We start from the raw sequence: 24,865 nt of genomic DNA, 5'->3' as shown, positions 1-24,865 counted from the left end.
TATGCGTAGATTTTCCTTGATGGCAATGGCCGTCGCCATGCTGGCGAGCGGCTGCACGATGGCGCCGAAGTACGAGCGTCCCGCGGCGCCCGTGTCGGCGAGCTTTCCGGCGGACGGCGTCTACGCGACCCAGCCGGGCGCAGGCGATGGCGGCGCGCGCAGCGCGCACGGCGTGGCCGCGGCGGATATCGGCTGGCGCGATTTCTTCGTCGATGCAAGGCTGCAGCGGCTCATCGATATCGCGTTGAAGAACAATCGCGATCTGCGTGTCGCGATGCTCAACGTGCAGGCGGCGCAGGCGCAATATCGCATCGCGCGTTCCGGTTTGTTCCCGGCGCTCGCGGCGCAAGGCAGCCAGTCGAAGTCGCGCACGCCGGCGGATATGTCGCTCTTGAACCACACCATTTCGAACACGTATAGCGTGGGGCTGAATGCGTCGTGGGAGATCGATCTGTTCGGCCGCGTGCAGAGCCTGAAGGATCAGGCGCTCGCGAAGTATTTCGCGACGGCGTATGCGCGCAAGGCGGCGGAGATTTCGCTGGTGTCGCAGGTGGCGGCGCAGTATCTGCAAGTCCTGCAAGCCGATGACCTGCTCGCCGTCACGCGGCAGACGCTCAAGAGCGCGAGCGATTCCTACGGCATCGTCAAGTTGCAGTTCGATCACGGCGCGGCGTCGGAGCTCGATCTGAGCCAGGCGCGCACGGTGATGGAAAGCGCGGCGGCGAATCTGCAGGCGCAGGAGCGCGCGAGAGCGCAGGACGTCAACGCGCTCGTGCTGCTGCTCGGCGAACCGATGCCCGATGACTTGCCGGGCGGCATGCCGCTCGACGGCCAGAAACTGCTCGCCGACATTCCGGCGGGCCTGCCGTCGGATCTGCTGCTGCGTCGCCCGGACATCATGGAGACCGAGCAGAATCTGCTCGCGGCGAACGCGAATATCGGCGCGGCGCGGGCAGCGTTCTTTCCGAGCATCTCGGTGACGGGCAGCTTCGGCACGCTGAGTCCGACGCTCGGCGGCTTGTTCAAGGCGGGCTCGGCGGCATGGAGTTTCGCGCCGGCGATCACGCTGCCGATCTTCGAAGGCGGGCAGAACCTCGCGAATCTGGATCTCGCGAATATCGAAAAGAAGATCGAAGTCGCGCAATACGAGAAGGCGGTTCAATCGGCTTTCCGCGATGTCGCCGACGGGCTCGCCGCGCGCGGGACATACGATCAGCAGATCGCCGCGCTGGAGCGCGATACGGCCGCGCAGCAGCGCCGGCTGGAGTTGTCGGCGCTGCGGTATCGGCAGGGTGTCGATAGCTATCTCGGCGTGCTGACCGCGCAGCAGGATCTCTACGCGGCGCAGCAGATTCTGATCGTCGCGCGCACGCAGCGGCTGGCGAATCTCGTGAGCTTGTATCAGGCGCTGGGCGGCGGGTGGATCGAACGCACGGGCGATGTGCCGCGCGCGGTGGATGCGCGGGATGGCGATTCGCCGTCACGCGGTTGACGCATCGCGTCCCGGGCGTTCGATCACCGGCGCCCGGGCGTCGGCGAAATAGAGACAAAAAAAACGCCGCGGCTCTCACCGCGGCGCTCAACGCAAGCACAGCCCAAACTTTTTTAGTGCGCGTCCCCCGCATGGGCCGCGCCTTCGAACTCATGCGCGGCTTCATGCGCTTCACGGCGCGCATCGCGTTCCTTGCGCACGCCGTTGAATACGATGTTCAACACCACCGCCGTCACCGATGCCAGCAGAATCCCGCTATGAAGGATCGGCTCCAGCGCATGCGGCAGTTGCGTGAAGAACTTCGGCGCGACGACCGGCACCATGCCCATCCCCACGCTCACCGCGACGATGAACAGGTTGTGCTGGTTCTTCGAGAAGTCCACGCGCGACAGCGTCTTGATGCCGTTCGCCGCGACCATGCCGAACATCACGATGCCCGCGCCGCCGAGCACGAACGGCGGCACCGACGCCACCACCTGCGCCATCTTCGGAAAGAGGCCGAGCACGACGAGAATCACGCCGCCCGTCGCGCAGACGAAACGGCTCTTCACGCCCGTCACGCCGATCAGGCCGACATTCTGCGAAAACGACGTATGCGGGAACGAGTTGAAGATGCCGCCGATCAGCGTGCCGAGACCATCGACACGCAGGCCGCGCACGAGCGCCTTCTGATCCACCGGACGCTCGACGAGATCGCCGACCGCGAGGAACATGCCCGTCGATTCGATGAACGTGACGAACATGACGATGACCATCGTCGCGACGGAGAGCGCATCGAAATGCGGCATGCCGAAGTGAAACGGCAGCACGATGCCGACCCACGGCGCATGCGCGACGCCATCCATGTTGACGCGGCCGAGCATCGCGGCGATCACGAAGCCCACGACGATCCCGAGCAGCACCGAAATATTCGCGATGAAACCGCGCGCGAACTTGTTGATGAGCAGAATCAGCGACAGCACGACGAGCGACAGCAGGAGGAACACCGGATTGCCGTAGTCGGGATTGCCGATGCCGCCCGCCGCCCAGTTGATGCCCACGCCCATCAGCGAGAGGCCGATCACCGCGATCACGGTGCCGACCACGACCGGCGGGAAGAAGCGCAAGAGCTTGCCGATCATCGGCGCGAGAAAGATGCCGATCACGCCCGCCGCGATGGTCGCGCCGAACACGTCGAGAATGCCGAGCGAAGGATTGGTGCCGATCGCGACCATCGGGCCGACGGCGGCGAACGTGCAGCCCATGATGACGGGCAGGCGAATGCCGAAAATCCACAGGCCGAGCGTCTGAATCAGCGTGGCGACGCCGCACGAGAACAGATCCGCGCTGATGAGAAACGCGACCTGGTCTTTCGGCAGGCCCATCGCGGCGCCGAGAATCAGCGGCACCGCCACCGCGCCCGCGTACATCACCAGAACGTGCTGGATGCCGAGCGTCAGCAGTTGACCGGCGGGCAGCCGCTCGTCGCACGGATGCACGGACGGGTTCACCGAACTTGAAGCCATGTCTCTCTCCTATGTCTACTTCCATTTGAATGGCCTCCAAGTTAAGTGCATCGGCACGCATGAACAAGACCACGCGGCGCTATACGTCGCGTTCGCGAGCCGATATGGGTTTCGCGCGCCACGGGTGGGGCAGACGCGCGCAGGCCCTTGCCACAAGGGGTTTGACGCTTATCAAGGGAAATTCGTCGTCTGACGGAAGGCCGCGATCTTCGGACGGTCGTTATGATGTGCATCACGGCGCGCGTATAGTCCTTTTTTCGTGTTCATCGCGCGATGGCGGGGTTAACCCCGGTTTTACGCGTTTTCCCTAACGTCTTTTCAGACTCGAAATCCCATGCGTTTTTTAGGCATCGATCTCGGTACGGGCTCGCTCAAACTCGCGATCGTCGACGAAAGCGGGCGCGAAATCGCGTCGTCGAGCGCGGCTTACTCGGTGACGAGCGCGCAACCCCGCTGGGCCGAAACGCCGGTCGATGCGTGGTACGCCGCGCTCGTCGATGCGGCGTCGCGCTTGCCCGCGAACGAGCGTGCAGCGGTGCGCGGCATCGGCTTTTCCGGGCAGATGCACGGCGTCGTGCCAACCGCCGCCGATGGCTACGCGCTGCGCGCCGCGATGCTCTGGCCCGACACGCGCGCCCGCGATCTGCTCGACGCCTGGCGCGAGCCGCAGCCGAATCCGGTCGCGCCCGGCATGGCGGGGCCGTTGTTGCGCTGGCTCGCGTCGCACGAGCCGCAGACGGCGGCGCAGACGCGCTGGGCTTTACAGCCGAAGGACTGGCTGCGCGCGAAGCTGGGCGGCGCGTTCGTCACCGACGCATCCGACGCGTGCGCGACCGCGCTCGCGAAGCCATCCGGCGAATGGGACGAGGCGCTCATCGACCGGCTCGGCCTGCCGCGCGCGTGGTTCGCACCGCTCGCGGCATCGCATGAAAACGGCGGCGCGTTGTCGTCGGCGGCGGCATCCGCGCTCGGCCTCGCAGCGGGCATTCCGATGGCCACCGGCGCGGGCGACACGCCGTGCGCCGCGCTCGGCAGCGGCCTGTCCGCCGATGGCGACGCGCTCCTCACCACCGGCACAGGCGGCCAGATCGTCGTCATGTGCGCCGATGCGCCCGCGCCGGTGCACGGCCTGCACACGTATCGTGCGGCGACGGGCGCCTGGTATCGCATGGCGGCGATGCAGAACGTCGGCGTGGCGCTTGAAGCGGTGCGCGGCTGGCTCGGCTACGCGTCGTGGCGCGACGCCTACGACGACGCCTTTGCCGCGAACGCGAGCGCATCCGTGAGCTTTCTGCCGTATCTGAGCGGCGAGCGCTCGCCGTGGATGAACCCGAACGCGCGCGGCGGCTGGCTCGGGCTCGGCCTCGACGACACGCGCGGCACGATGATGCGCGCCGCGTTCGAAGGCGTGGCATTCGCATTGCGTGCGGGACTCGACGCGATCCGCGCGAACGGCACGCCGCTCGATGCGATGCTGCTCGCGGGCGGCGGCTCGGTCGATCCGCGCTGGCGCCAGTTGCTCGCCGATGCGTTGCGCGTCGAGCTGCACGCCGTCGATTGCCCGAACGCGGCGACGCGCGGCGCGGCGCTGCTCGGCGGCATCGCGGCGGGGCACTGGCGCATCGGCGATCTCGCGTCGCTTGCGCCGACGTCGACGCTAGCCGCGACGCCGCGTCCGGATGCATCGCTCGATGAACGGCACGCGCGTTTCATCGATCTGTACAGGCGCACCGAAGACTGGTTCGCGATCGGACGCGAGTCCGCTTAAACTTTCGTACCTTTGATCCCGATGCCACGCGCGCCGGGGACTATGAAGCGGCGCTTCATATGAGCGGTAACTGAAGCTCGCTTCGTCACGACACCATCGAACTCAGCCATGCCCGCACCGTCACCGTCACATCCCGATTTCCGCTCGCGCGCGTTCCTGCTCGATCACGCGCTGCGCACGATGACCTTCTATCATCCGCACTGCATGGACCCGGCGGGCGGCTTCTACCACTTCTACAAGAACGACGGCACGATCTACGACCGCACGTCGCGTCATCTCGTGTCGAGCACGCGCTTCGTCTTCAACTACGCGATGGCGTACAAGCACTTCGGCCTCGATGAATATCGCGGCGGCGTGGCGCACGGCATCGACTATCTGCGCGCGTTTCATCGCAATCCGGAAACAGGCGGCTATGCGTGGACGCTGAACGGCCGCGACGTCACCGATGCAACCAACCATTGCTATGGCCTCGCGTTCGTGATGCTCGCGTATGCGAAGGCCGTCGAAGCCGGATTCGACGAAGCGCGCGCGTATCTCGACGAAACCTGGAACCTGATGGAGACGCACTTCTGGGACGCGCAGCACGGCCTCTACAAGGACGAGGCGAGCGCGGACTGGAAGGTTTCGGACTATCGCGGGCAGAACGCGAACATGCACACGTGCGAGGCGCTGCTCGCCGCATTCGAAGCGACGCGCGAAATGCGCTATCTGGATCGTGCGGCGCTGCTCGCGGACAACATGGTGAATCGTCAGGCCGCGCTCGCGGGCGGGCTCGTTTGGGAACACTACAAGCCGGACTGGTCGATCGACTGGGATTACAACAAGGGCGATCGAAGCAACATCTTCAGGCCGTGGGGTTTTCAGCCGGGACATCAGACCGAGTGGGCGAAGCTGCTGCTGATTCTGGATCGTCATCGGCCCGAGGCGTGGCATCTCACGCGTGCGCGCGAGCTGTTTGACCGCGCGCTGGAACTGTCGTGGGATCACGAGCACGGCGGCATGGTCTATGGCTTCGACACCGAAGGCAAGTTCTACGACGAGGACAAGTATTTCTGGGTTCAGGCGGAATCGTTCGCGGCGGCGGCGCTGCTTGCGGATCGCGCGCAACGCGATGGCGACGCCGCGCTCGCCGCACGCTACTGGAACGATTACGACCGCCTGTGGACTTATAGCTGGGAGCATTTCGTCGATCACAAATGGGGCGCGTGGTATCGCATCCTCACTCGCGACAATCGCCAGTACAGCGACGAGAAAAGCCCGGCGGGAAAGACCGACTATCACACGATGGGCGCATGTTACGAAGTCCTGAATATCGTGCGCTGAAACATTCTTAACCTTGGGAGCTGAACGATGAAGACGAAAGCAGCAATCGCATGGGAAGCCGGCAAGCCGTTGACGATCGAGGAAGTCGATCTCGAAGGCCCGCGCGCGGGCGAAGTGCTGATCGAAGTGAAGGCGACGGGCATCTGCCACACCGATTACTACACGCTGTCCGGCGCGGATCCCGAAGGCATCTTCCCGGCGATTCTCGGGCATGAAGGCGCGGGCGTGGTCGTGGATGTCGGACCGGGCGTCGGCACGCTGAGAAAGGGCGATCACGTCATTCCGCTGTACACGCCGGAATGCCGCCAGTGCAAGTTCTGTCTCTCGCGCAAGACGAATCTGTGTCAGGCGATTCGCTCGACCCAAGGCAAGGGCCTCATGCCCGATGCGACTTCGCGCTTCTCGCTCGATGGCAAGCCGCTGTTCCACTACATGGGCACATCGACGTTTTCGAACTACATCGTCGTGCCCGAGATCGCGGTGGCGAAGGTGCGTGAAGATGCGCCGTTCGACAAGATCTGCTACATCGGCTGCGGCGTGACGACGGGCGTCGGTGCGGTCGTGTATTCGGCGAAGGTGGAAGCGGGCGCGAATGTCGTCGTGTTCGGTCTCGGCGGGATCGGGCTGAACGTGATCCAGGGCGCGAAGATGGTCGGCGCGGACAAGATCATCGGCGTGGATATCAATCCGGGCCGCGTCGAGCTTGCGAAGAAGTTCGGCATGACGCACTTCATCAACCCGAAGGAAGTGGAGAACGTCGTCGATTACATCGTGCAACTGACCGATGGCGGCGCGGATTATTCGTTCGAGTGCGTCGGCAATGTGAAGCTGATGCGTCAGGCGCTCGAATGCACGCACAAGGGCTGGGGCCAGTCGTTCATCATCGGCGTGGCGGCGGCGGGCGAGGAAATCAGCACGCGTCCGTTCCAGCTCGTCACGGGCCGCGAATGGAAAGGCTCGGCATTCGGCGGCGCGCGCGGGCGCACGGATGTGCCGAAGATCGTCGACTGGTACATGGAAGGCAAGATCAATATCGACGATCTGATCACGCATCATCTCAAGCTGGAGCAGATCAATGACGGCTTCGATCTCATGAAGAAGGGCGAGTCGATCCGTTCCGTCGTCATCTATTGAGCTATTGAGCCACTGAGCGAGGACAACGCGATGCTGGAACTCGTGGAAGAACATCGTTGTTTCGATGGCGTGCAGCGTATCTATCGGCACGAATCGCAGGTCATCGGTTTGCCGATGCGCTTTTCGGTCTTTTTGCCGGCTGCTGCGTCGTCGTCGAAAGTGCCGGCGCTGTTTTATCTCGCCGGTCTGACGTGCACGGAAGAGACGTTCCCGATCAAGGCGGGCGCGCAGCGTTACGCGGCGCAGCACGGCATCGCGTTGATCGCGCCGGATACTTCGCCGCGCGGCGCGGATATTCCGGGCGAGAAGGATGCGTGGGATTTCGGCGCTGGCGCGGGCTTTTATGTCGATGCGACGCGTGAGCCTTGGGCGCGGCGTTATCGCATGTATTCGTATGTGACGCAGGAGTTGCGTGAGACGGTGCTTGCCGAGTTGCCGGTGCGTGAGGATCGGATCGGGATATTCGGCCACTCGATGGGCGGGCACGGAGCGCTCGTGCTCGCTTTGCGTCATCCGGATATTTATCGGAGTGTGTCGGCGTTCGCGCCGATCGCGGCGCCGTCGATGTGTCCTTGGGGTGTGAAGGCGTTTTCAGGCTATCTCGGGGATGATCGCGAAGCGTGGAAGCTTTACGATGCCAGCGAGCTGATCAAAGGCGATGCTGCGGCGCGGTTTGACGGCGGTATTCTCGTCGATCAAGGGCTGGCGGATCCGTTTCTTGCCGAGCAGTTGTATCCCGATGTTTTGGAGCGCAATGCTGTTGCGGCTGGGCACAGTTTGGTCTTGCGGCGGCATGATGGGTATGATCACGGGTACTTCTTTATCTCTACCTTCGTCGGGGAGCATGTCGCGCATCATGCGCGGGTTTTGTGTCGGTGATGGTTTTGGGTTTGTTTTTTTTTGCCCGCTGGGTCCCGGTTTCTTTGTGGTCTATTAGCGCTGCCCCTGTGCGGGGCGGCAGTCACTTTCTTTGCTGCTGCAAAGAAAGTAACCAAAGAAAGCAGCTTTTGAGGCCCGCGGTCACACGCACGTTGGGTAGTCCTCTCGTCCTAGGCGGCACTCGCCTAAAGAGTGCCCTCGGACGACTAACCGGGCTTGGATCGCGCACGGTCCGCCGCCCGAAAACGTTAAGCACACTGGTTCGGCACGAATAGCATCGGCACAGCGCTGCGCGCTGCCGCCGGGCATGCAAGGGAAACCAACGTGTGGCAGACGCAGTGAGATGGAAGTGCTAGTAGAGAAGCACGTGCAGTCCCGATTGACCCATCGGCCGCGAAGCGGGCTGGAGCTATTGGTGCTGAACCAGCAAGTGAAGCGGTGCGAAGCGGCAGACCGTGCGCGATCCAAGCCCGGTTAGTCCTTCGAGGGCGACACTTAGGCGAGTGCCGCCTCGGACGAGAGAACTACCCAAACTACGTGTGACCGCGGGCGTATCGAGCTGCTTTCTTTGGTTACTTTCTTTGCAGCAGCAAAGAAAGTGACTGCCGCCCCGCACAGGGGCAGTGCAAATAGACCAAAAAGAAAACGGGATCCGGCGACACCCCAAACCCAAACCCAAACCCAAACCCTCAATGCCCCCGCCGCCCGATCAAACTCACACCATAAACCAGCGCGGCAAGCATAGTGATCCAGAAGCTCGTAGGCCAATCGGAGTAATAAGCGAGCGTAAGCCCAACCCAAGCCTGCCCAAGCGCAAAAAGTGCAGCAAGCACGAACCCTGACGATAACCGCGTCGTCACATTCTGCGCAGCCGCCGCCGGCCCGACCATCAACGCGAACACGAGCAGCACCCCGACGATCTGCGTGCACGCCGCAACCGCCAACGCGGTGATCGCAAGAAACAGCACGGAGACGAGCCGCAACGACACCCCTTTGGCCTCCGCGAGCTCAGGCTGCAACGACGCAAAAAGCAGCGGCCGCATGATGAACCCAAGCGCGCCCAGGCTAACGATCGCAAGTCCGGCGAGCACGACAAGCGTGTCATGACTCACCCCGAGCACATTGCCAAAGAGCAGCGCAGTAGCCTGCGTCGCATACGCGGTGAAGAAATGCAGAAACAGCAAACCAAAGCCAAGCGATAGCGACAGAATCACACCGATGGCGACATCGCGTCCCGAGAGACGCTCGCCGAGCGCGCCCATTCCGACGCCTGCCGCGAGCGTGACCCCGACCATCCCCCAAAGCGGCGGCATGCCGAGCAACACCGCGCCCGTCGCGCCGGTGAACCCGACGTGCGAAAGCGCGTGACCCGCGAACGTCTGTCCGCGCAAGACGAGAAAGTACCCGACGATCCCCGCCAGCACCGCGACGATCCCCGACGCCGCGAATGCATTCACCATGAAGTCGTATTCGAACATTGCGCTTTCTATTTGACGTGGCTGTGGCTATGGCTATGGCCGTGATCATGAGCGTGCTCATGGCCATGATCGTGTTCGTGTTCGTGCTCCTCGCCTTCTTCGTGCGCGTGATCGAGCTTGTCGATCTCGACATCGCCCGACATCACGAAGATGCGGCCGTTCACGCGCATCACGTCGATGGGCGAGCCATACAGACGCGATAGCACCGGCTTCGAGATGACTTCATCGACCGTGCCGAGCGCCGCGCGGCCGCTGCCGAGATAAAGCACGCGATCGAGCGAATTGAGCAGCGGATTAAGTTCGTGCGCCGAGAACAGCACGGTGATGTTCAACTCGCGCTGCACGCGCCGCACAAGTTCGACGACGCCCGTCTGATGCCGCGGATCGAGGCTGATGAGCGGCTCGTCGAGCAGAAGCAGACGCGGATTGCCGAGCAGACATTGCGCAAGCAAAAGACGCTGGCGCTCGCCGCCGGAAAGCTCCGACAACGGACGCGAAGCCAGTTGATGCGCACCGACAAGCTCCAGCACGCGCTCGACATCGGCGCGGATGCGCGCGTTACGATGCGGCAAACCCCAGCGATGACCGTCCGCCGCCATCGCGACGAAATCACGGCCGAGCACGCGCCGGTTCGCGAGTCCCGTGCGAATCTGCGGCATATAACCGATCGACGCATTGCCGCGCACGACCGCCTCGCCGTTCACGCGGATGGTCCCGCTCTTCACGGGCACGAGCCCGAGCAGCGCGCGCATCAACGTGGTCTTGCCCGCGCCGTTCGGCCCGAGCACGCCGACGAACTCGCCGTTCTTGACTGTGAAGCTCGTGTCGTTGAGAATCTCGCGCCCGCCGAGCGCGAGCGTCACCCGATCGACTTCGAGCGCGGCTTGCGTCGTCACCGTCGCGTTCATCGTTGCCATCCTTGCAGCGCGCCCGCGAGCGCGTCGAGCTGCGACTGCATCCATTGCTGATACGTCTTCTTCGCGGGCAAAGTCTCCGTCACGCTGATGCTCGGCACATGCGCGTCCTTCGCGACGTTGAGCAGACGCTTCGTCAGCGCGCCCGTCGCCTGGCTGTTGTAGATGAGCACGTGCACGCGGCGCTCGCGGAGATCCTTCTCGAACGCGGCGATATCGGAGGGGCTCGGCTCGGTCTCGTTCATCGACGCCAGCTGGAAGCGCTGGTTGCGCATCTCGAAGCCGATCGCATCGGCCATATAGCCGAACACCGGCTCGGTCGCCGTGACGGGCACGCCCTTGTAGTGCGACTTCATCCGGGCGACGGTCGCATCGATCGGCTTCATCGAATCGAGAAAGGCCGCGAGGCGCGCGTCGTAGTCGCTCTTGTGCGACGGGTCCGCGCTCACGAGATACGCGCTCACCGCTTTCGCGACGACGGGCATCGTCGCCGGGTCGTACCAGAGGTGCGGATTGTCGCCGGCCTTCTTGCCGACGAGCTTCGCCGCGGCGATCACCGTGCGCTTGTCATTGCTCTTCGATGCCGCGAGCAGCTTGTCCATCCACGGATCGTAGTCCGCGCCGTTATAGACGACGAGCGCGGCCTGCTGCAACGCGCGCGCGGTCTTCGGGCTGGCTTCGAACAGATGCGGGTCTTCGTCCGGATTGTTGAGGATGCTCGTCACCTGCACGTTGTCGCCGCCGAGCTGGCGGATGACGTCGCCGTAGAAGTTCTCCGCCGCGACCACCGGCACGCGCGCGGTCTGCGCCGATGCCGCGTTGCAGAAGCCGAGCGCGATGGCGAAGCAGGTCAGGACGTGCGCGAATTTCATCGATTTCCTTTGTGGATGCGTTGTTATCGTGGCGAAGCGCCTCAGGCGTCGCGATGCTTGCGCTGGCAATCGGCGCACAGTCCGCTCAATTCGACGACCTGGTGATGCACCTGAAAGCCGTGCGCGGGCGGACTCGCGGACAGCGACGAAGCGAGCTCGCGGCCCTGGATTTCGAGCGTTTCGCCGCATTCGTCGCAGATGAGGAACTGGCTCTCGTGCGGCTTGCCGGCATCGCAGCACGCGATGAACGCGTTCTTCGATTCGATCCGGTGCACGAAGCCGTTGTCGACGAGAAACTCCAGCGCGCGATAGACGGTGGTCGGCGGCACGCGCGCGCCGCGCTGCGGCTCCATGGCGTCGATGAGGTCGTACGCACCGATCGGCTTGTGCGCCTTCAGCACGAGTTCATAAACCTGACGGCGAAGCGGCGTGAGCGCGACGCCGCGCTCGACGGCGAGCGCTTCGGCGCGCGCCAGCATGGTTTCGACGGATGCGGTCATGTCATGTCGGCCGCGTCGGACGCGGCCCCTGCAAAGGGTTGAAGCACGAGCGCGCGGAGCGCTCGTCGGATGTTTCCGAGATGATATAACGTATCGTCGACGGATGCACGTGGAGTGTCACGACGGTGTGTGTTTCGCTTCGGCGCCGGACAAGCTTCGCGCGTCGAGGTCGATATTCCAGGCCTTCAGGAAGGCCGCTTTGTTTCGCCATTTCACCGAGCCATCGGGGAGGCCGAACGCGAGGTCGGTGTCGTCGGGCGCGTCGTTGGTATCGGGTTCGGTGCGAAAGGGCGTCCTGCGCCACGCGAGCGCGACGAGCCGTTTCTTGCCCGCAGGCGAAACATCGAACACGCGTATCCAAACGCCTTTGCCAGACGGGTTTTCCCGAGGTTTTTTGACGTTTGCGCGTCGCAACATCGAAACCTGTGCCGATGCCTTGACACGATCACGCGCAGCGCCGATCATTCGATCAAACAGAGAGCAATTGTTCATTCGCGGAGCGTTCGCTCACCCGCGAAGAGCGAAGCGAAAGAATCGGAGACATCGGTGAGACTGAAAGACAAGGTCGCGATCATCACGGGCGCCGCGAGCGGCATCGGCGAAGCGGTCGCGCGGCGCTATCTGGAGGAAGGGGCGAACGTCGTCGTCGTCGACGTAAAGAACGAAGACGACATGGCCCGGCGCTTCGCGGACGTCTCCGCGCGCGTGCTCGCGCTCAAGGCCGACGTCACGCAGCGCGAAGATATCGCGCGCATCGTTTCGAGTACCGTCGAGCGTTTCGGCGGCATCGACATTCTCTTCAACAACGCGGCGCTCTTCGACATGCGCCCGATCCTCGACGAATCCTGGGACGTCTACGACCGCCTCTTCGCGGTCAATGTCAAAGGCATGTTCTTCCTGATGCAGGCCGTCGCCCAACGCATGGTGGAGCAGGGGCGCGGCGGCAAGATCATCAATATGTCATCGCAGGCCGGACGGCGCGGCGAAGCGCTCGTGTCGCATTACTGCGCGACCAAGGCCGCGGTGATCAGCTACACGCAATCGGCGGCGCTCGCGCTCGCCAAAGAGCGCATCAACGTGAACGGCATCGCGCCGGGCGTCGTCGATACCCCGATGTGGAAAGAAGTCGATGCGCTCTTCGCGCGTTACGAGAATCGTCCGCTCGGCGAGAAGAAGCGGCTCGTCGGCGAGGAAGTGCCGCTCGGGCGCATGGGCGTGCCGGGCGATCTGACGGGCGCGGCGCTCTTTCTGGCGTCATCGGATTCGGACTACATCACTGCGCAGACGATCAACGTCGACGGCGGCAACTGGATGAGTTGATGTACCGCACTCGCGTGCAGCACCGTCTATAGTGAAACGGCGTCGAGTCGATGGCGCCACGGCGACGAAGGCAAGTGCGGCAAAGGATAACCCCGGCAACACGCGATCCACGATCGCGCACCCTCAAAAGCAGGCAGCGGCATCCACGGCGCGTGCGGTCAAGCAGCGAGACCATCGCGGCGCCCGTGCCAACAAAAAGGAGACAAACTCAAATGAAACGCACTCAACGCATCGTTCGAGCACAACCGCGCGCGCGCCGCGCTCCGTTCGTGACCGGGGCGCTGTCCGCCGCGCTCGCGGCAGCGGCGCTCGTGCCGCTCGCGGCGCATGCGGCGACGACCATCACCATCGCAACCTTGAACAACCCGGACATGATCGAGCTGAAGAAGCTCGCGCCGGCGTTCGAAAAGGCCAATCCGGACATCCAGCTCAAGTGGGTGATTCTCGAAGAGAACGTGCTGCGCCAGCGCGCGACCACCGACATCACCACGAACAGCGGCCAGTTCGACGTGATCACCATCGGCACCTACGAGGCGCCGCAGTGGGGCAAGCGCGGCTGGCTTTCGCCGATGACCGGCCTGCCCGCCAACTACGATCTCGACGATGTCGTGAAGACCGCGCGTGACGGCCTCTCGTCGGGCGGCGTGCTGTATGCGCTGCCCTTCTACGTCGAAAGTTCGATGACGTACTACCGCAAGGATCTGTTCCAGGCCGCGGGCCTGAAGATGCCGGATCAGCCGACCTACGACCAGATCAAGCAGTTCGCCGACAAGCTCACCGACAAGTCCAAAGGCCAGTACGGCATCTGCCTGCGCGGCAAGGCGGGCTGGGGCGAGAACATGGCGTTCGTGTCGACGGTCGTGAACACGTTCGGCGGCGAGTGGTTCAACGAGAAGTGGCAGGCGCAGCTCGACACGCCCGAGTGGAAGAAGGCGGTCGGCTTCTACGCCGATCTGCTGAAGAGCGACGGCCCGCCGGGAGCGAGCTCGAACGGCTTCAACGAGAATCTCACGCTGATGTCCTCCGGCAAGTGCGCGATGTGGATCGACGCGACCGTCGCCGCAGGCATGCTCTACAACAAGTCGCAGTCGCAGGTGTCGGACAAGATCGGTTTCGCGGCCGCGCCGATCGCCGTCACGCCGAAGGGCTCGCACTGGCTGTGGTCGTGGTCGCTCGCGATTCCGAAGACGTCGAAGCAGCAGGACGCCGCGAAGAAGTTCGCCGCGTGGGCGACGTCGAAGGAATACATCGAGATGGTCGGCAAGGACGAGGGCTGGGCCTCGGTGCCGCCGGGCACGCGCAAGTCGACTTACGCGCGCCCCGAGTACAAGCAGGCCGCGCCGTTCGGCGACTTCGTGCTGAAGGCGATCGAAACCGCCGATCCGAACGACGCGACGCTGCACAAGGTGCCGTATAGCGGCATCCAGTTCGTCGGTATTCCGGAGTTCCAGTCGTTCGGCACGGTGGTCGGCCAGTCGATCGCGGGTGTCGTCGCCGGTCAGACGAGCGTCGATAACGCGCTGAAGGCCGCGAACGCGGCGGCGGATCGCGCCGTGAAGCAGGCGGGTTATCAGAAGTAATTGTTGTCGTGACGGGCCGCGTCGCCTGATGCGGCCCGCGAAGCATCATCGAGAGGTGAAACGATGAGTCAACTGAATCCCCCCATCACCGATCATCATCTGGAGGAGTCCGCCGCCGAACGCGACAAGCGGCGCGCGAAGTCAGTGCGATGGCTGATCTCGCCTTCGACCGGACTGCTCTTCCTGTGGATGGCCATTCCGCTCGCGATGACGATCTGGTTTTCGTTCTCGCGCTACAACCTGCTGAATCCCGATGTCAAAGGTTTCGCGGGCTTCGACAACTTCGAGTTCCTCGTCACCGATCCGGCGTTCGGGCCGTCCATCGGCCACACGCTGACGCTGATCATCTCGGTGCTCGTCATCACGGTCGTGGGCGGCGTGCTGCTCGCCGTGCTGTTCGATCGCAAGTTCTTCGGCCAGGGCATCGCGCGTCTGCTCGTGATCGCGCCGTTCTTCGTGATGCCGACGGTCTCCGCGCTCATCTGGAAGAACATGATCCTGCATCCGGTGTACGGCCTCATCGCCAGCCTGATGCGTTCGATGGGCATGCAGCCAATCGACTGGTTCGCCGACTATCCGCTCTTCGCGGTGATCGTGATCGTCGCGTGGCAGTGGCTGCCGTTCGCGTTCCTTATTCTCTTCACGGCGATCCAGTCGCTCGACCAGGAACAGAAGGAAGCGGCGCGCATCGACGGCGCGGGCCCGTTCGCGATGTTCTTCTTCATCACGCTGCCGCATCTGAGGCGCGCGGTCGCCGTCGTCGTGATGATGGAAACCATCTTCCTGCTGTCGATCTTCGCGGAAATCTATACGACGACGGGCGGCGGCCCCGGCACCGCGACCACCAATCTGTCGTACCTGATCTACGCGCTCGGCCTGCAGCAGTTCGACGTCGGTCTGGCATCGGCGGGCGGCATTCTCGCGGTGATTCTCGCCAATATCGTCGCGTTCTTCCTCGTGAGAATGCTCGCGAAGAACCTCAAAGGGGAGTACGAGTCATGAGCACGCAATCGGTCAACGGCCGTCCGCGGACCACCGCGCTCGGTCACGTGAAGAACGTGGTGCCTGGCATCGTCGCGTGGATCTTTTCCATCCTGCTGTTCTTCCCGATCTTCTGGATGACGATCACCGCGTTCAAGACCGAGCAGCAGGCGTATTCGTCGTCGCTCTTCTTCACGCCGACGCTCGACAGCTTCCGCGAGGTGTTCGCGCGCAGCAATTACTTCGGCTTCGCGTGGAATTCGGTGCTGATCTCGGTCGGCGTCACGCTGCTCTGCCTGATTCTGGCCGTGCCGTGCGCCTACGCGATGGCCTTCTTCCCGACCAAGAAAACGCAGTCGGTGCTGCTGTGGATGCTGTCGACCAAGATGATGCCGTCGGTCGGCGTGCTCGTGCCGATCTATCTGCTGTGGAAGAACACGGGCCTGCTCGATACGGTGTCCGGGCTCATCATCGTCTACACGCTGATCAATCTGCCGATTGCCGTATGGATGGCCTACACGTACTTCAACGAAGTGCCGAAGGACATTCTGGAAGCGGGCCGTATCGACGGCGCGACGACGTGGCAGGAAATCGTCTATCTGCTGATGCCGATGGCGTTGCCCGGTCTCGCATCGACGGGTCTCTTGCTCATCATCCTGTCGTGGAACGAGGCGTTCTGGAGCATCAACCTGTCGAGCTCGAACGCGGCGCCGCTGACGGTGTTCATCGCGTCGTATTCGAGTCCGGAAGGCTTGTTCTGGGCCAAGCTCTCGGCGGCTTCGCTGCTCGCGGTCGCGCCGATTCTCATCGTCGGCTGGGTCTCGCAGAAGCAGCTTGTTCGCGGCCTGACGTTTGGCGCGGTGAAGTGAGGACGCTCTCGTGAATCTCACTCCATCCAGAGAGGCCAACGTCGAAGATCGCCTGCTGATCTGCGATTGCGACGGCGTGCTGATCGACAGCGAAGCGGTGGCGGCGCGCATGCTTGTGAGCGAATTGCAGGCGCTGTGGCCGGGCGTCGATGTCGCGCCGGTCGTGATGCCGCTGCTCGGCCTGCGCATCGAGGCCGTGCTCGCGAGCGCCGCCGATACGGTGAACCGCACGCTGACGCACGATCAGGTCGTCGCGATCCGGCGCGCGGTCGAAGCGGCGGCGATCGAGGCGCCGGCCGTGCCGGGCATTGCCGAGGCGCTCGCGGCCGTTCCGTTCACGAAGGCGTGCGCGAGCAACAGCTTTTCCACCTATGTCGATGCCGTCCTTCAGCGCACGGGCCTGCAACGCTTCTTCGGCGAGCGGCGTTTTTGCGCGGACATGGTCGCGAACCCGAAGCCCGCGCCCGACGTGTATCTCGCGGCGGCGCGCGCGATGCGCATCGATCCCCTGCGCTGCCTCGTCGTCGAAGACAGCGTGACCGGCGTGACGGCGGCGCGGGCGGCGGGCATGCCGGTGCTCGGTTTCATCGGCGGCGGACACGCGACCGGAGGACAGATTGGCGCGCTCGAAAAAGCGGGCGCGCACGTGGTATTCGACGACATGACGCGGCTGCCTGCGCTCGTCGAGCAATGGCTGCAGAACGCGACGTTCGAACTCAGATAGCGACGGCGTTCATCGCATCGCTAATGAAGACTGGAGACACACACCATGGCTAGCCTGACACTGCGCAACATCAGCAAGCGTTATGAAGAAACCGAGGTGATGCGCAACATCAACCTCGATATTAACGACGGCGAGTTCGTCGTGTTCGTGGGCCCGTCGGGCTGCGGCAAGTCGACATTGATGCGCATGATCGCGGGTCTCGAAGACATCAGCGGCGGCGATCTGATGATCGACAACGCGCGCGTGAACGAACTGGCGCCCGCGAAACGCGGCATCGCGATGGTGTTCCAGTCGTACGCGCTCTATCCGCACATGACGCTCTACGACAACATGGCGTTCGGCCTCAAGCTCGCCGGCGAGAAGAAGCCGGCCATCGATGCCGCCGTGAAAAACGCCGCGAAGATTCTGCACATCGACCATCTGCTCGATCGCAAGCCGAAGCAGCTTTCGGGCGGGCAGCGTCAGCGCGTGGCGATCGGGCGCGCGATCACGCGCAAACCGAAGGTCTTTCTCTTCGACGAACCGCTCTCGAATCTCGACGCCGCATTGCGCGTGAAGATGCGCCTGGAATTCGCGCGCCTGCACGACGACCTCAAGACGACGATGATCTACGTGACCCACGATCAGGTCGAAGCGATGACGCTCGCGGACAAGATCGTCGTGCTGTCGGCGGGGAACATCGAGCAGGTCGGCACGCCGAACGCGCTGTATCACGCGCCGGCGAACCGTTTCGTCGCGGGTTTCATCGGCTCGCCGAAGATGAACTTTCTGTCGGGCACGATCGCGCAGATTCAGAGCGACGGCGTGCTCGTGAAGTACGCGACGGGCGAGACGCAACTCGTCGGCGTGCTGCCGGGCAACGCGAAGCCGGGCGATGCGGTGACGGTCGGCGTTCGTCCCGAGCATCTGCAGCCGAATTCGGCGGAAGCGGGCGATTACGGCCTTTCCGCGACGGCGATGACCGTCGAAACGCTCGGCGATGCGGCGTATCTGTACGCGGAAACCGAAGTCGCGCCGGATGGTTTGATCTCGCGCATTCCGCCGCTGGAGAAGCACGCGCGCGGGGAGAAGCTGAAGCTCGGCGCGTCGCCGGAGCATTGCCATTTGTTCAATGCGGAAGGGCAGGCTTATACGCGCAAGGTCGTCGATTCGTGGATGCGGGAGCATGCGACGGCGGCTTAAGGGTTTTGCAAATCTGGCAGACGCGGCGCCGTTCGAGAGGACGGCGCCGTGTTTTTTTGGTGCGTAGGATAATCCCGGTTCTGACCGGCCACATCCGATGACCGGCGCCGATTCCCCGATATCGCCATGCCCGTCCTGAACGAACTCTTCGTCTATCCGATCAAGTCCTGCGCGGGCATTTCCCTGCGTCGCGCGATGCTTTTCGAAACCGGCCTCGAATACGATCGTCACTGGATGGTGACCGACCCGGCCGGCGGCATGTTCACGCAGCGCTCGCATGCGCGCATGGCGCTGATCCGCACCGCGTTCGATGCCGGCGATCTCGTCATCGATGCGCCCGGCATGCCGACGCTGCGCACGCCCTTGCGCGCCGAATCGCTCGTGGATGCGAAGCCGATGCGCGCAACGGTCTGGCGCGACACGGTCGATGCGCTCGACACGGGCGAGCACACCGCGCAATGGTTCAGCGCGTTCCTCGGTGCGCCCGCGCGTCTTGCGCGATTCGCGCCGTCGTCGCGTCGCGATGTCAGCGACGAATGGACCGCGCCGCACGCCACGCACACGCGTTTCGCGGATCAGTTTCCGTTGCTGGTGGTCGGGCAGGCATCGCTCGACGATCTGAATGCGCGCTTGTCGGTGAAAGGCGCGCCGGGCATCGCGGCGAATCGCTTTCGTCCGAATCTCGTGATCGAAGGACTCGATGCCTACGAAGAGGACTACGTCGGCGAAATGCGCATCGGCGACGTGCAGTTGCGGCTTGTAAAGCTCTGCACGCGCTGCCCGATTCCGTCGATCGATCAGGACACGGGCGCGCCGAATCCGGCATGGCCGCATGAGCCGCTCGACACGATGAGCGCGTATCGCGGCAGCGATCAGTTCGACGGCGCGCTCACTTTCGGCAAGAACGCGATCATCCTGGAAGGCGAGGGCGTCGCGCTGGAAGTCGGGCAGGAAGTCGAAGCCGAAATCGACTTCTGAGCCGTCAGGCTTCGAGCGCCGCTTTCGCACATAGCTCGTCGGTCACGAGTCCCGACAGCCATTTTCCCTTCAGCGCCGCGATCAGCGCCTCGCGCTTGCGCTCGCCGCCGGCGAAGCCGATCGTCGGGCGCTTCGGTGGCGAGTCGAGTTCGAGGCTCGTCGCGCGCGCGCCGGTCTTCGACTGTACGCGTCGGCCGTCGCCATCGATCGGCAGGCCGAGCCATTCGGCGACCGCGCCCGCCGACATCATTTCGTCGACTTCCGTGCGTGTGATGAAGCCGTCCTGATGCAGCGGGCAATTCACGCCCACATTGCCGATGCCGACGAACGCCACGTCCGCCTGCTGCGCCAGCTCGCCGACGATTCGATACAGCCGGTGACTGACCCATTGCTCGCGCTCGGCGACGCTATCGGCCATGAGCGGCGCGGGCAGCATGAAGTGCTTGCCGCCGGTTTTCTCCGATAGCTGCTGCGCGACGTCATAGCGGTTCGACGAGCCATCCTGCGCGATTGCGCCGACCATCGACACGAAGCGATGCTGCGGCCGATCGATCTGCCCAATCTGCGCGACGCACGCCTTCAACGTGCGCCCGCTGCCGATCGACACGACGAGCGGCTTTTCTTCGAGCAGATAGCGCTCCATGACCTGCGCGCCCGCGACGGCGAGCTTGCGGTCGACCTGTTCGGGCGCATCGCCGTCGATGGGCACGACTTCGCACATCGCGAGACCGTAGCGGTCGCTGAGCGCTTTCGCGAGCGACAGACAATCCGCGATGCGATGATCGACGCGGACGCGGATCAGGTTCTTTTCGACCGCGAACGCGACGAGCCGCTGCGCCACCGGACGCGAGATCTGCAGCTTTTCGGCGATCTCGTTTTGGGTGTTGCCGGCGACGTAGTAGAGCCACGCTGCGCGCGTCGCGAGATCAAGTTTTTCGGTGGATTTGGGCACTGTGTTTGGTTTTTTTGCTTTGGTTTCTTTGGGGGTTGTGGAGGTGGTTTATTTTTGTCGCTGGGTCCCGTTTTCTTTTTGGTCTATTAGCACTGCCCCTGTGCGGGGCGGCAGTCACTTTCTTTGCTGCTGCAAAGAAAGTAACCAAAGAAAGCAGCTTCTCAGGCCCGCGGTCACACGCAATTTGGGTAGTTCTCTCGTCCCAGGCGGCACTCGCCTAAGTGTCGCCCTCAAAGGCCCAACCGGGCTTGGCTCGCGCACGGTCTGCCACATCGCACCGCACAGCAAACCGGTTCAGCACCAAATAGCTCCGGCCCGCTTCGCGACCGATGGGTCAATCGGGTCCGTCCAGGCTTTTTCGCTAACGCTTCCATCTCACCGCACATGCGTCCCGTTGGTTTCCCTTGCATACCCGGCGGCAGCGCGCAGCGCTGTGCCGGAACACTTTCGTGCTGAACCAGCGCCCTGAAACGAATAGCTTGTCAGACCGTGCGCGAGCCAAGCCCGGTTAGTCCTTCGAGGGCACTCTTTAGGCGAGTGCCGCCGTGGACGAGAGAACTACCCAACGTGCGTGTGACCGCGGGCCTGAACGAGCTGCTTTCTTTGGTTACTTTCTTTGCAGCAGCAAAGAAAGTGACTGCCGCCCCGCATAGGGGCAGTGCTAATAGACCACAAAGAAACCGGGACCCACCACCAACAAAACTAGCAAACCCGTACGTTCCATAAAAGCCCAGCAGCACCACAAAATCAAGCCAACCGAGGCCGCGCGGGATCAAACAACGGCCTGACATGCTGATACAACTCCCGAAACCCTTTCAACCGCTGCCGCAGCAACTCATGCCGCCCGGCATCCGGCGTGAATTCCTGCTTGATTTCAGGCTTGGCAAGGACGGTCGAAGGATCGCCGCCGGCCGCAAGCCACCCCAGCCGCGCTGCGCCGAGCGCCGCCCCGGTCTCGCCGCCGCCGTGCGTGCGCGTCGGGGTATCGAAGGCATCGGCGAACATCTGCGCCCAGTACGCGCTGCGCGCACCGCCGCCGAGCATCGACAAAGCCCGCGCCTGCGTACCCGCCGATTCCAGCGCGTCGAGGCCATCCGTCAGCGAAAGCGTCACGCCTTCCAGCACCGAATAGCCGAGCAGCGCACGATCGGTCGCGTGCGTCATCCCGAAGAACACGCCCTGCGCGTACGGATCGTTGTGCGGCGTGCGCTCGCCGCTCAGATACGGCAGGAACAAAGGCGCCGAAGGCAGCACATCGGCAGGCAATGCTTCGATCTCGGCCAGCAAGGTCGGCTCATCCGTCGATGTCAGCTTGCACACCCAGCGCAGGCAACTCGCCGCGGACAGCACCACGCTCATCTGATGCCACCGATCCGGAATCGCGTGACAAAACGCATGCACCGCCGACGCCGGGTTCGGCCGGAAACGATCGCCGATCACGCACAGCACGCCCGATGTGCCGAGCGACAAAAAGCCATCGCCCGGATCGGTCGCGCCGATGCCCACCGCGCTCGCGGCATTGTCGCCGCCGCCCGCCGCGACGATCACGCCTTCGCGCAAACCGAATTCGCGCGCAAGCTCCGGCCGCAACGTGCCCGACGGCTCGCTGCCCTCCGCAAGCGACGGCATCTGCTGGCGCGACATGCTGCACGCGGCGAGCAACTCGTCGGACCAGTCGCGGCGCGCGACATCGAGCCAGAGCGTGCCCGCGGCATCCGATGGATCGGATACCTTCGTGCCCGTCAGATGCATGCGCAGATAATCCTTCGGCAACAGCACGCAGGCGGTCTGCTTGAAAATCTCCGGCTCGTTGTGTGCCACCCAGAGCAGCTTCGGCGCGGTGAAACCGGGCATTGCCAGATTGCCGGCGATCTCGTGAAGGTTCGGCGCGCGTTCGTAAAGCTCGGCGCATTCCTTGTCGCTGCGCATGTCGTTCCAGAGGATCGCGGGGCGCAGCACGTTGTCCTGCGAGTCGAGCAGCACCGCGCCGTGCATCTGACCGGAGAGGCCGATGCCGCGCACCTGCGAGAACGCATCGGGAAACTTCTCGCGCAGCTTGAAGAGCGCGGCGCGCGTGCCTTCCCACCAGTCGAGCGGATTCTGCTCCGACCAGCGCGGCTTCGGACGCGATACGGTGAACGGCGTGCCCGCCGTGCCGATGACGCTGCCGTCGCTCGCGAGCAGCAGCACTTTCACTTCGGAGGTGCCGAGGTCGATGCCTAAGTACATGAACGGACCCTTTGTCGTTGCCGGGATCGAGCCCGGCCGGAAACCAGGCGTGACGCCAATTCAGCGGGAGGCGCTAATTTAACGCCATGCACGACGGCGCGCCATGAGCACATTACCCGAGCGGCGCGGCGCGCGCTTCACGCTGGCGATTAACGTGGCGATAACATCGCTGTTATGGTCGCGCTTATGGCCGATTGGCGAGCCACGCATCGACCTTCGAAATCGCGCTGCGCATCACGCGCTCGAGCCCTTCGGTCTGCGCCATGCTGCCCCACAGGAGCTTGTCGGCGGTGAACGCCTTGACTGGATCGGGCGCCGTGAAGAACGCGTGCGCGACCGCCGGGTCCATCACGCCATCCTGATACGCATACGGCAGCTTGCCTTCGTGCCAGCGTTCGAGAAAGCGGAAGAAGAGCGCGGGCAGGATCGCGGTCGAATCCGGATCGACCTTGCGCGCGAAGCATTCGGAGAGCGTCGGCGCGATGAAGCCCGGCAGCTTCGAGAAGCCGTCGGCCGCGACGCGCTGGTTCGTGTCCTTGATGTACGGATTGCTGAAGCGGTCGAGCACGACATCGCGATACTTCGCCAGATCGAGCGGGCTCGGCGTGAGGCAGGGAATGACGTCGTCGGTGACGTAGGCGTCCGCGAGCGCGCGAATCTCCATGTCCTGCGTGCCTTCGTGGATGTATTGCAGGCCGACGAGCGTGCCCGCCCACGCAATGCAGCTATGGCTCGCATTGAGGATGCGTATTTTCGCCTCCTCGTACGGATGCACCGATTCCACCATTTCCGCGCCGACCTTCTCCCACGCGGGCCGCCCGGCGATGAAATTGTCTTCGATCACCCACTGGATAAACTTCTCGCCCATCACCGGCGCTTTGTCGTCGAAGCCGGTTGCGGCCTTCACGCGCTCGGCGACGTCGGGCGTCGGGCGCGGCGTGATGCGGTCGACCATCGCGTTCGGACACGATGTGTTCGCGATCATCCAGTCGCGCAGCGCGGTCTCGCCGCGCCGCTCCAGAAACTCCAGCATGCCCGCCTTGAAGCGGTCGCCGTTGCTGCGCAGGTTGTCGCAGTTCTGCAGCGACACTTTGCCCGCGCCGTTCTTCATGCGCGCATCGAGGATCGCGGCGAGCGCGCCGTAGATCGTGGTTTTTGCGCCTTTGAGGTCGGCGGCGAGATCGGCGTTCGCGGTGTCGAGTTTGTCGTGCTCGTCGAGGTAATAGCCGCCTTCGGTGACGGTGAACGACACGATCTTCGTCTTCGGGTCCGCGCCCACGGCGATGAGTTCGGCCAGGTCCGCCGACCACGGCACGACCTTTTTGATCGCGCGGATGGTTTCGTACTCGCGCTCGCCCTTCGGCGTGACGGTTTCGAGCGTGTATTCGCCGTTTTGCGCGGCGAGGGCGTCGAGCACGGCGTTCATGTCGCCGCGAATATTGCCGACGGCGAGCGACCAGCTTGTGTCGCCCGTCTCGTTCAGTCGATGCAGATACCACGCCTGATGCGCGCGATGAAAGGACCCGGCGCCGATGTGCAGGATCACGTTGGCTTCGCTAGTCATGTTGTCTCTTCCTCTGATTGGCGGTGCGCCCGTTCTTCGCGGACGGCTGGTCGCAGTGACCCGCAATGGCGGCCAATGCGGGTGAAGTGAACATTTGCTCTGTCTGTGATCGAATGATCGTATTCGCTCGGGCGAAAGTCAAGGCATCTGCGGTGTGGCGCAATTCGTGCGCCTTATGGGGTTTTGGACGTCTCGGTCGCGACGCGTGGATCGGGAATTACCCGGATATAGCTTGTGTTCGCCAGATATCCTTCTCGGCGCTCTTAACGATAGGCGGAAAATTAGATCGCCGGATCCCGTTTTCGTTGTGGTCTATTAGCACTGCCCCTGTGCGGGGCGGCAGTCACTTTCTTTGCTGCTGCAAAGAAAGTAACCAAAGAAAGCAGCTCGTTCAGGCCCGCGGTCACACGCACGTTGGGTAGTTCTCTCGTCCACGGCGGCACTCGCCTAAAAAGTGCCCTCATAGGCCCGACCCGGCTTGGATCGCGCACGGTCTGCCGCCCGAAAACGTTAAGCACACTGGTTCAGCACGAAAGAGTTCCGGCACAGCGCTACGCGCTGCCGCCGGGCATGCAAGGGAAACCAACGTGTGGCGGACGCAGTGAGATGGACGAGTTAGCA

21 protein-coding genes are annotated in these 24,865 nt (G+C 63.6%); 12 read left to right on the top strand and 9 right to left on the bottom strand.

Going from position 1 to position 24,865, the window contains the following annotated elements:
- Position 1: 1 nt before the first annotated feature.
- Positions 2 to 1,492 carry an efflux transporter outer membrane subunit gene (locus AWB76_RS17260; RefSeq protein WP_061161516.1) on the top strand — a complete coding sequence of 497 codons (1,491 nt, stop codon included), beginning with the start codon at positions 2 to 4 and terminating at the stop codon, positions 1,490 to 1,492.
- A gap of 113 nt (positions 1,493 to 1,605) precedes the next feature.
- Here the strand turns inward: AWB76_RS17260 and AWB76_RS17255 are convergent, their stop codons facing one another.
- The gene (locus AWB76_RS17255; RefSeq protein WP_061161359.1) at positions 1,606 to 2,997 is read right to left on the bottom strand and encodes a nucleobase:cation symporter-2 family protein; all 1,392 of its coding nucleotides are present in this window, start codon (positions 2,995 to 2,997) and stop codon (positions 1,606 to 1,608) included.
- 334 nt (positions 2,998 to 3,331) lie between these two features.
- Here AWB76_RS17255 and AWB76_RS17245 point away from each other — a divergent pair, with 334 nt between their 5' ends.
- From AWB76_RS17245 to fghA, 4 genes are all read left to right on the top strand, one after another.
- The gene (locus AWB76_RS17245; RefSeq protein WP_061161357.1) at positions 3,332 to 4,765 is read left to right on the top strand and encodes a xylulokinase; all 1,434 of its coding nucleotides are present in this window, start codon (positions 3,332 to 3,334) and stop codon (positions 4,763 to 4,765) included.
- 108 nt (positions 4,766 to 4,873) lie between these two features.
- Positions 4,874 to 6,088: an AGE family epimerase/isomerase gene (locus AWB76_RS17240; RefSeq protein ID WP_061161356.1), complete on the top strand. Its 1,215-nt coding sequence runs from the start codon at positions 4,874 to 4,876 to the stop codon at positions 6,086 to 6,088.
- Between the two features lie 27 nt (positions 6,089 to 6,115).
- Positions 6,116 to 7,222 (top strand): S-(hydroxymethyl)glutathione dehydrogenase/class III alcohol dehydrogenase, encoded by a 1,107-nt coding sequence (locus tag AWB76_RS17235; RefSeq protein ID WP_061161355.1) that lies wholly within the window; start codon positions 6,116 to 6,118, stop codon positions 7,220 to 7,222.
- 30 nt (positions 7,223 to 7,252) lie between these two features.
- A complete protein-coding gene (gene fghA, locus AWB76_RS17230) occupies positions 7,253 to 8,101 on the top strand; it encodes an S-formylglutathione hydrolase (protein WP_061161354.1) in 849 nt (282 codons plus the stop codon).
- A gap of 689 nt (positions 8,102 to 8,790) precedes the next feature.
- Here the strand turns inward: fghA and AWB76_RS17225 are convergent.
- The 5 genes from AWB76_RS17225 to AWB76_RS17205 all read right to left on the bottom strand — a co-directional run bounded on the left by AWB76_RS17225 (position 8,791) and on the right by AWB76_RS17205 (position 12,330).
- Positions 8,791 to 9,579: a metal ABC transporter permease gene (locus tag AWB76_RS17225; protein ID WP_061161353.1), complete on the bottom strand. Its 789-nt coding sequence runs from the start codon at positions 9,577 to 9,579 to the stop codon at positions 8,791 to 8,793.
- A gap of 8 nt (positions 9,580 to 9,587) precedes the next feature.
- Positions 9,588 to 10,487, bottom strand: coding sequence for an ATP-binding cassette domain-containing protein (locus AWB76_RS17220; RefSeq protein ID WP_061161515.1), 900 nt, complete (start codon positions 10,485 to 10,487; stop codon positions 9,588 to 9,590).
- Positions 10,484 to 11,365 carry a metal ABC transporter solute-binding protein gene (locus AWB76_RS17215; RefSeq protein WP_061161352.1) on the bottom strand — a complete coding sequence of 294 codons (882 nt, stop codon included), beginning with the start codon at positions 11,363 to 11,365 and terminating at the stop codon, positions 10,484 to 10,486. The genes AWB76_RS17220 and AWB76_RS17215 overlap by 4 nt, the downstream gene beginning before the upstream one ends.
- 41 nt (positions 11,366 to 11,406) lie before the next feature.
- Positions 11,407 to 11,865, bottom strand: a complete 459-nt coding sequence (locus AWB76_RS17210) for a Fur family transcriptional regulator (protein ID WP_061161351.1) — start codon at positions 11,863 to 11,865, stop codon at positions 11,407 to 11,409.
- A 117-nt stretch (positions 11,866 to 11,982) separates the two neighbouring features.
- Positions 11,983 to 12,330: a hypothetical protein gene (locus tag AWB76_RS17205; RefSeq protein ID WP_061161350.1), complete on the bottom strand. Its 348-nt coding sequence runs from the start codon at positions 12,328 to 12,330 to the stop codon at positions 11,983 to 11,985.
- A gap of 81 nt (positions 12,331 to 12,411) precedes the next feature.
- Between AWB76_RS17205 and AWB76_RS17200 the strand changes: the two genes are divergently transcribed.
- The 7 genes from AWB76_RS17200 to AWB76_RS17170 all read left to right on the top strand — a co-directional run bounded on the left by AWB76_RS17200 (position 12,412) and on the right by AWB76_RS17170 (position 19,499).
- Positions 12,412 to 13,185 (top strand): L-iditol 2-dehydrogenase, encoded by a 774-nt coding sequence (locus AWB76_RS17200; protein ID WP_061161349.1) that lies wholly within the window; start codon positions 12,412 to 12,414, stop codon positions 13,183 to 13,185.
- 212 nt (positions 13,186 to 13,397) lie between these two features.
- Positions 13,398 to 14,765, top strand: coding sequence for an ABC transporter substrate-binding protein (locus AWB76_RS17195; protein WP_096031320.1), 1,368 nt, complete (start codon positions 13,398 to 13,400; stop codon positions 14,763 to 14,765).
- 63 nt (positions 14,766 to 14,828) lie between these two features.
- Positions 14,829 to 15,767 (top strand): carbohydrate ABC transporter permease, encoded by a 939-nt coding sequence (locus AWB76_RS17190; protein WP_061161348.1) that lies wholly within the window; start codon positions 14,829 to 14,831, stop codon positions 15,765 to 15,767.
- Positions 15,764 to 16,615, top strand: coding sequence for a carbohydrate ABC transporter permease (locus tag AWB76_RS17185; protein WP_061161347.1), 852 nt, complete (start codon positions 15,764 to 15,766; stop codon positions 16,613 to 16,615). Before AWB76_RS17190 ends, AWB76_RS17185 begins: the two co-directional genes overlap by 4 nt.
- Before the next feature lie 10 nt (positions 16,616 to 16,625).
- Positions 16,626 to 17,339 (top strand): HAD family hydrolase, encoded by a 714-nt coding sequence (locus tag AWB76_RS17180; RefSeq protein ID WP_061161346.1) that lies wholly within the window; start codon positions 16,626 to 16,628, stop codon positions 17,337 to 17,339.
- Positions 17,340 to 17,384: 45 nt separating this feature from the next.
- The gene (locus tag AWB76_RS17175; RefSeq protein ID WP_061161345.1) at positions 17,385 to 18,521 is read left to right on the top strand and encodes an ABC transporter ATP-binding protein; all 1,137 of its coding nucleotides are present in this window, start codon (positions 17,385 to 17,387) and stop codon (positions 18,519 to 18,521) included.
- 126 nt (positions 18,522 to 18,647) lie between these two features.
- Entirely contained in the window at positions 18,648 to 19,499 is an 852-nt protein-coding gene (locus AWB76_RS17170; protein ID WP_061161344.1) for an MOSC domain-containing protein, read from the top strand.
- Between the two features lie 4 nt (positions 19,500 to 19,503).
- On the opposite strand, the gene AWB76_RS17165 is transcribed toward AWB76_RS17170, so the two are convergent.
- The 3 genes from AWB76_RS17165 to dalD form a co-directional block, all read right to left on the bottom strand.
- Positions 19,504 to 20,451: a sugar-binding transcriptional regulator gene (locus AWB76_RS17165; protein ID WP_061161343.1), complete on the bottom strand. Its 948-nt coding sequence runs from the start codon at positions 20,449 to 20,451 to the stop codon at positions 19,504 to 19,506.
- 747 nt (positions 20,452 to 21,198) lie between these two features.
- A complete protein-coding gene (xylB, locus tag AWB76_RS17160) occupies positions 21,199 to 22,680 on the bottom strand; it encodes a xylulokinase (RefSeq protein ID WP_061161342.1) in 1,482 nt (493 codons plus the stop codon).
- Positions 22,681 to 22,864: 184 nt separating this feature from the next.
- Positions 22,865 to 24,244: a D-arabinitol 4-dehydrogenase gene (gene dalD / locus AWB76_RS17155; protein WP_061161341.1), complete on the bottom strand. Its 1,380-nt coding sequence runs from the start codon at positions 24,242 to 24,244 to the stop codon at positions 22,865 to 22,867.
- Positions 24,245 to 24,865 lie beyond the last annotated feature (621 nt).

It is taken from the genome of Caballeronia temeraria, assembly GCF_001544795.2.
Classification (GTDB): Bacteria; Pseudomonadota; Gammaproteobacteria; order Burkholderiales; family Burkholderiaceae; genus Caballeronia; species Caballeronia temeraria.
This window is presented reverse-complemented; position numbering and strand designations above follow the sequence as displayed.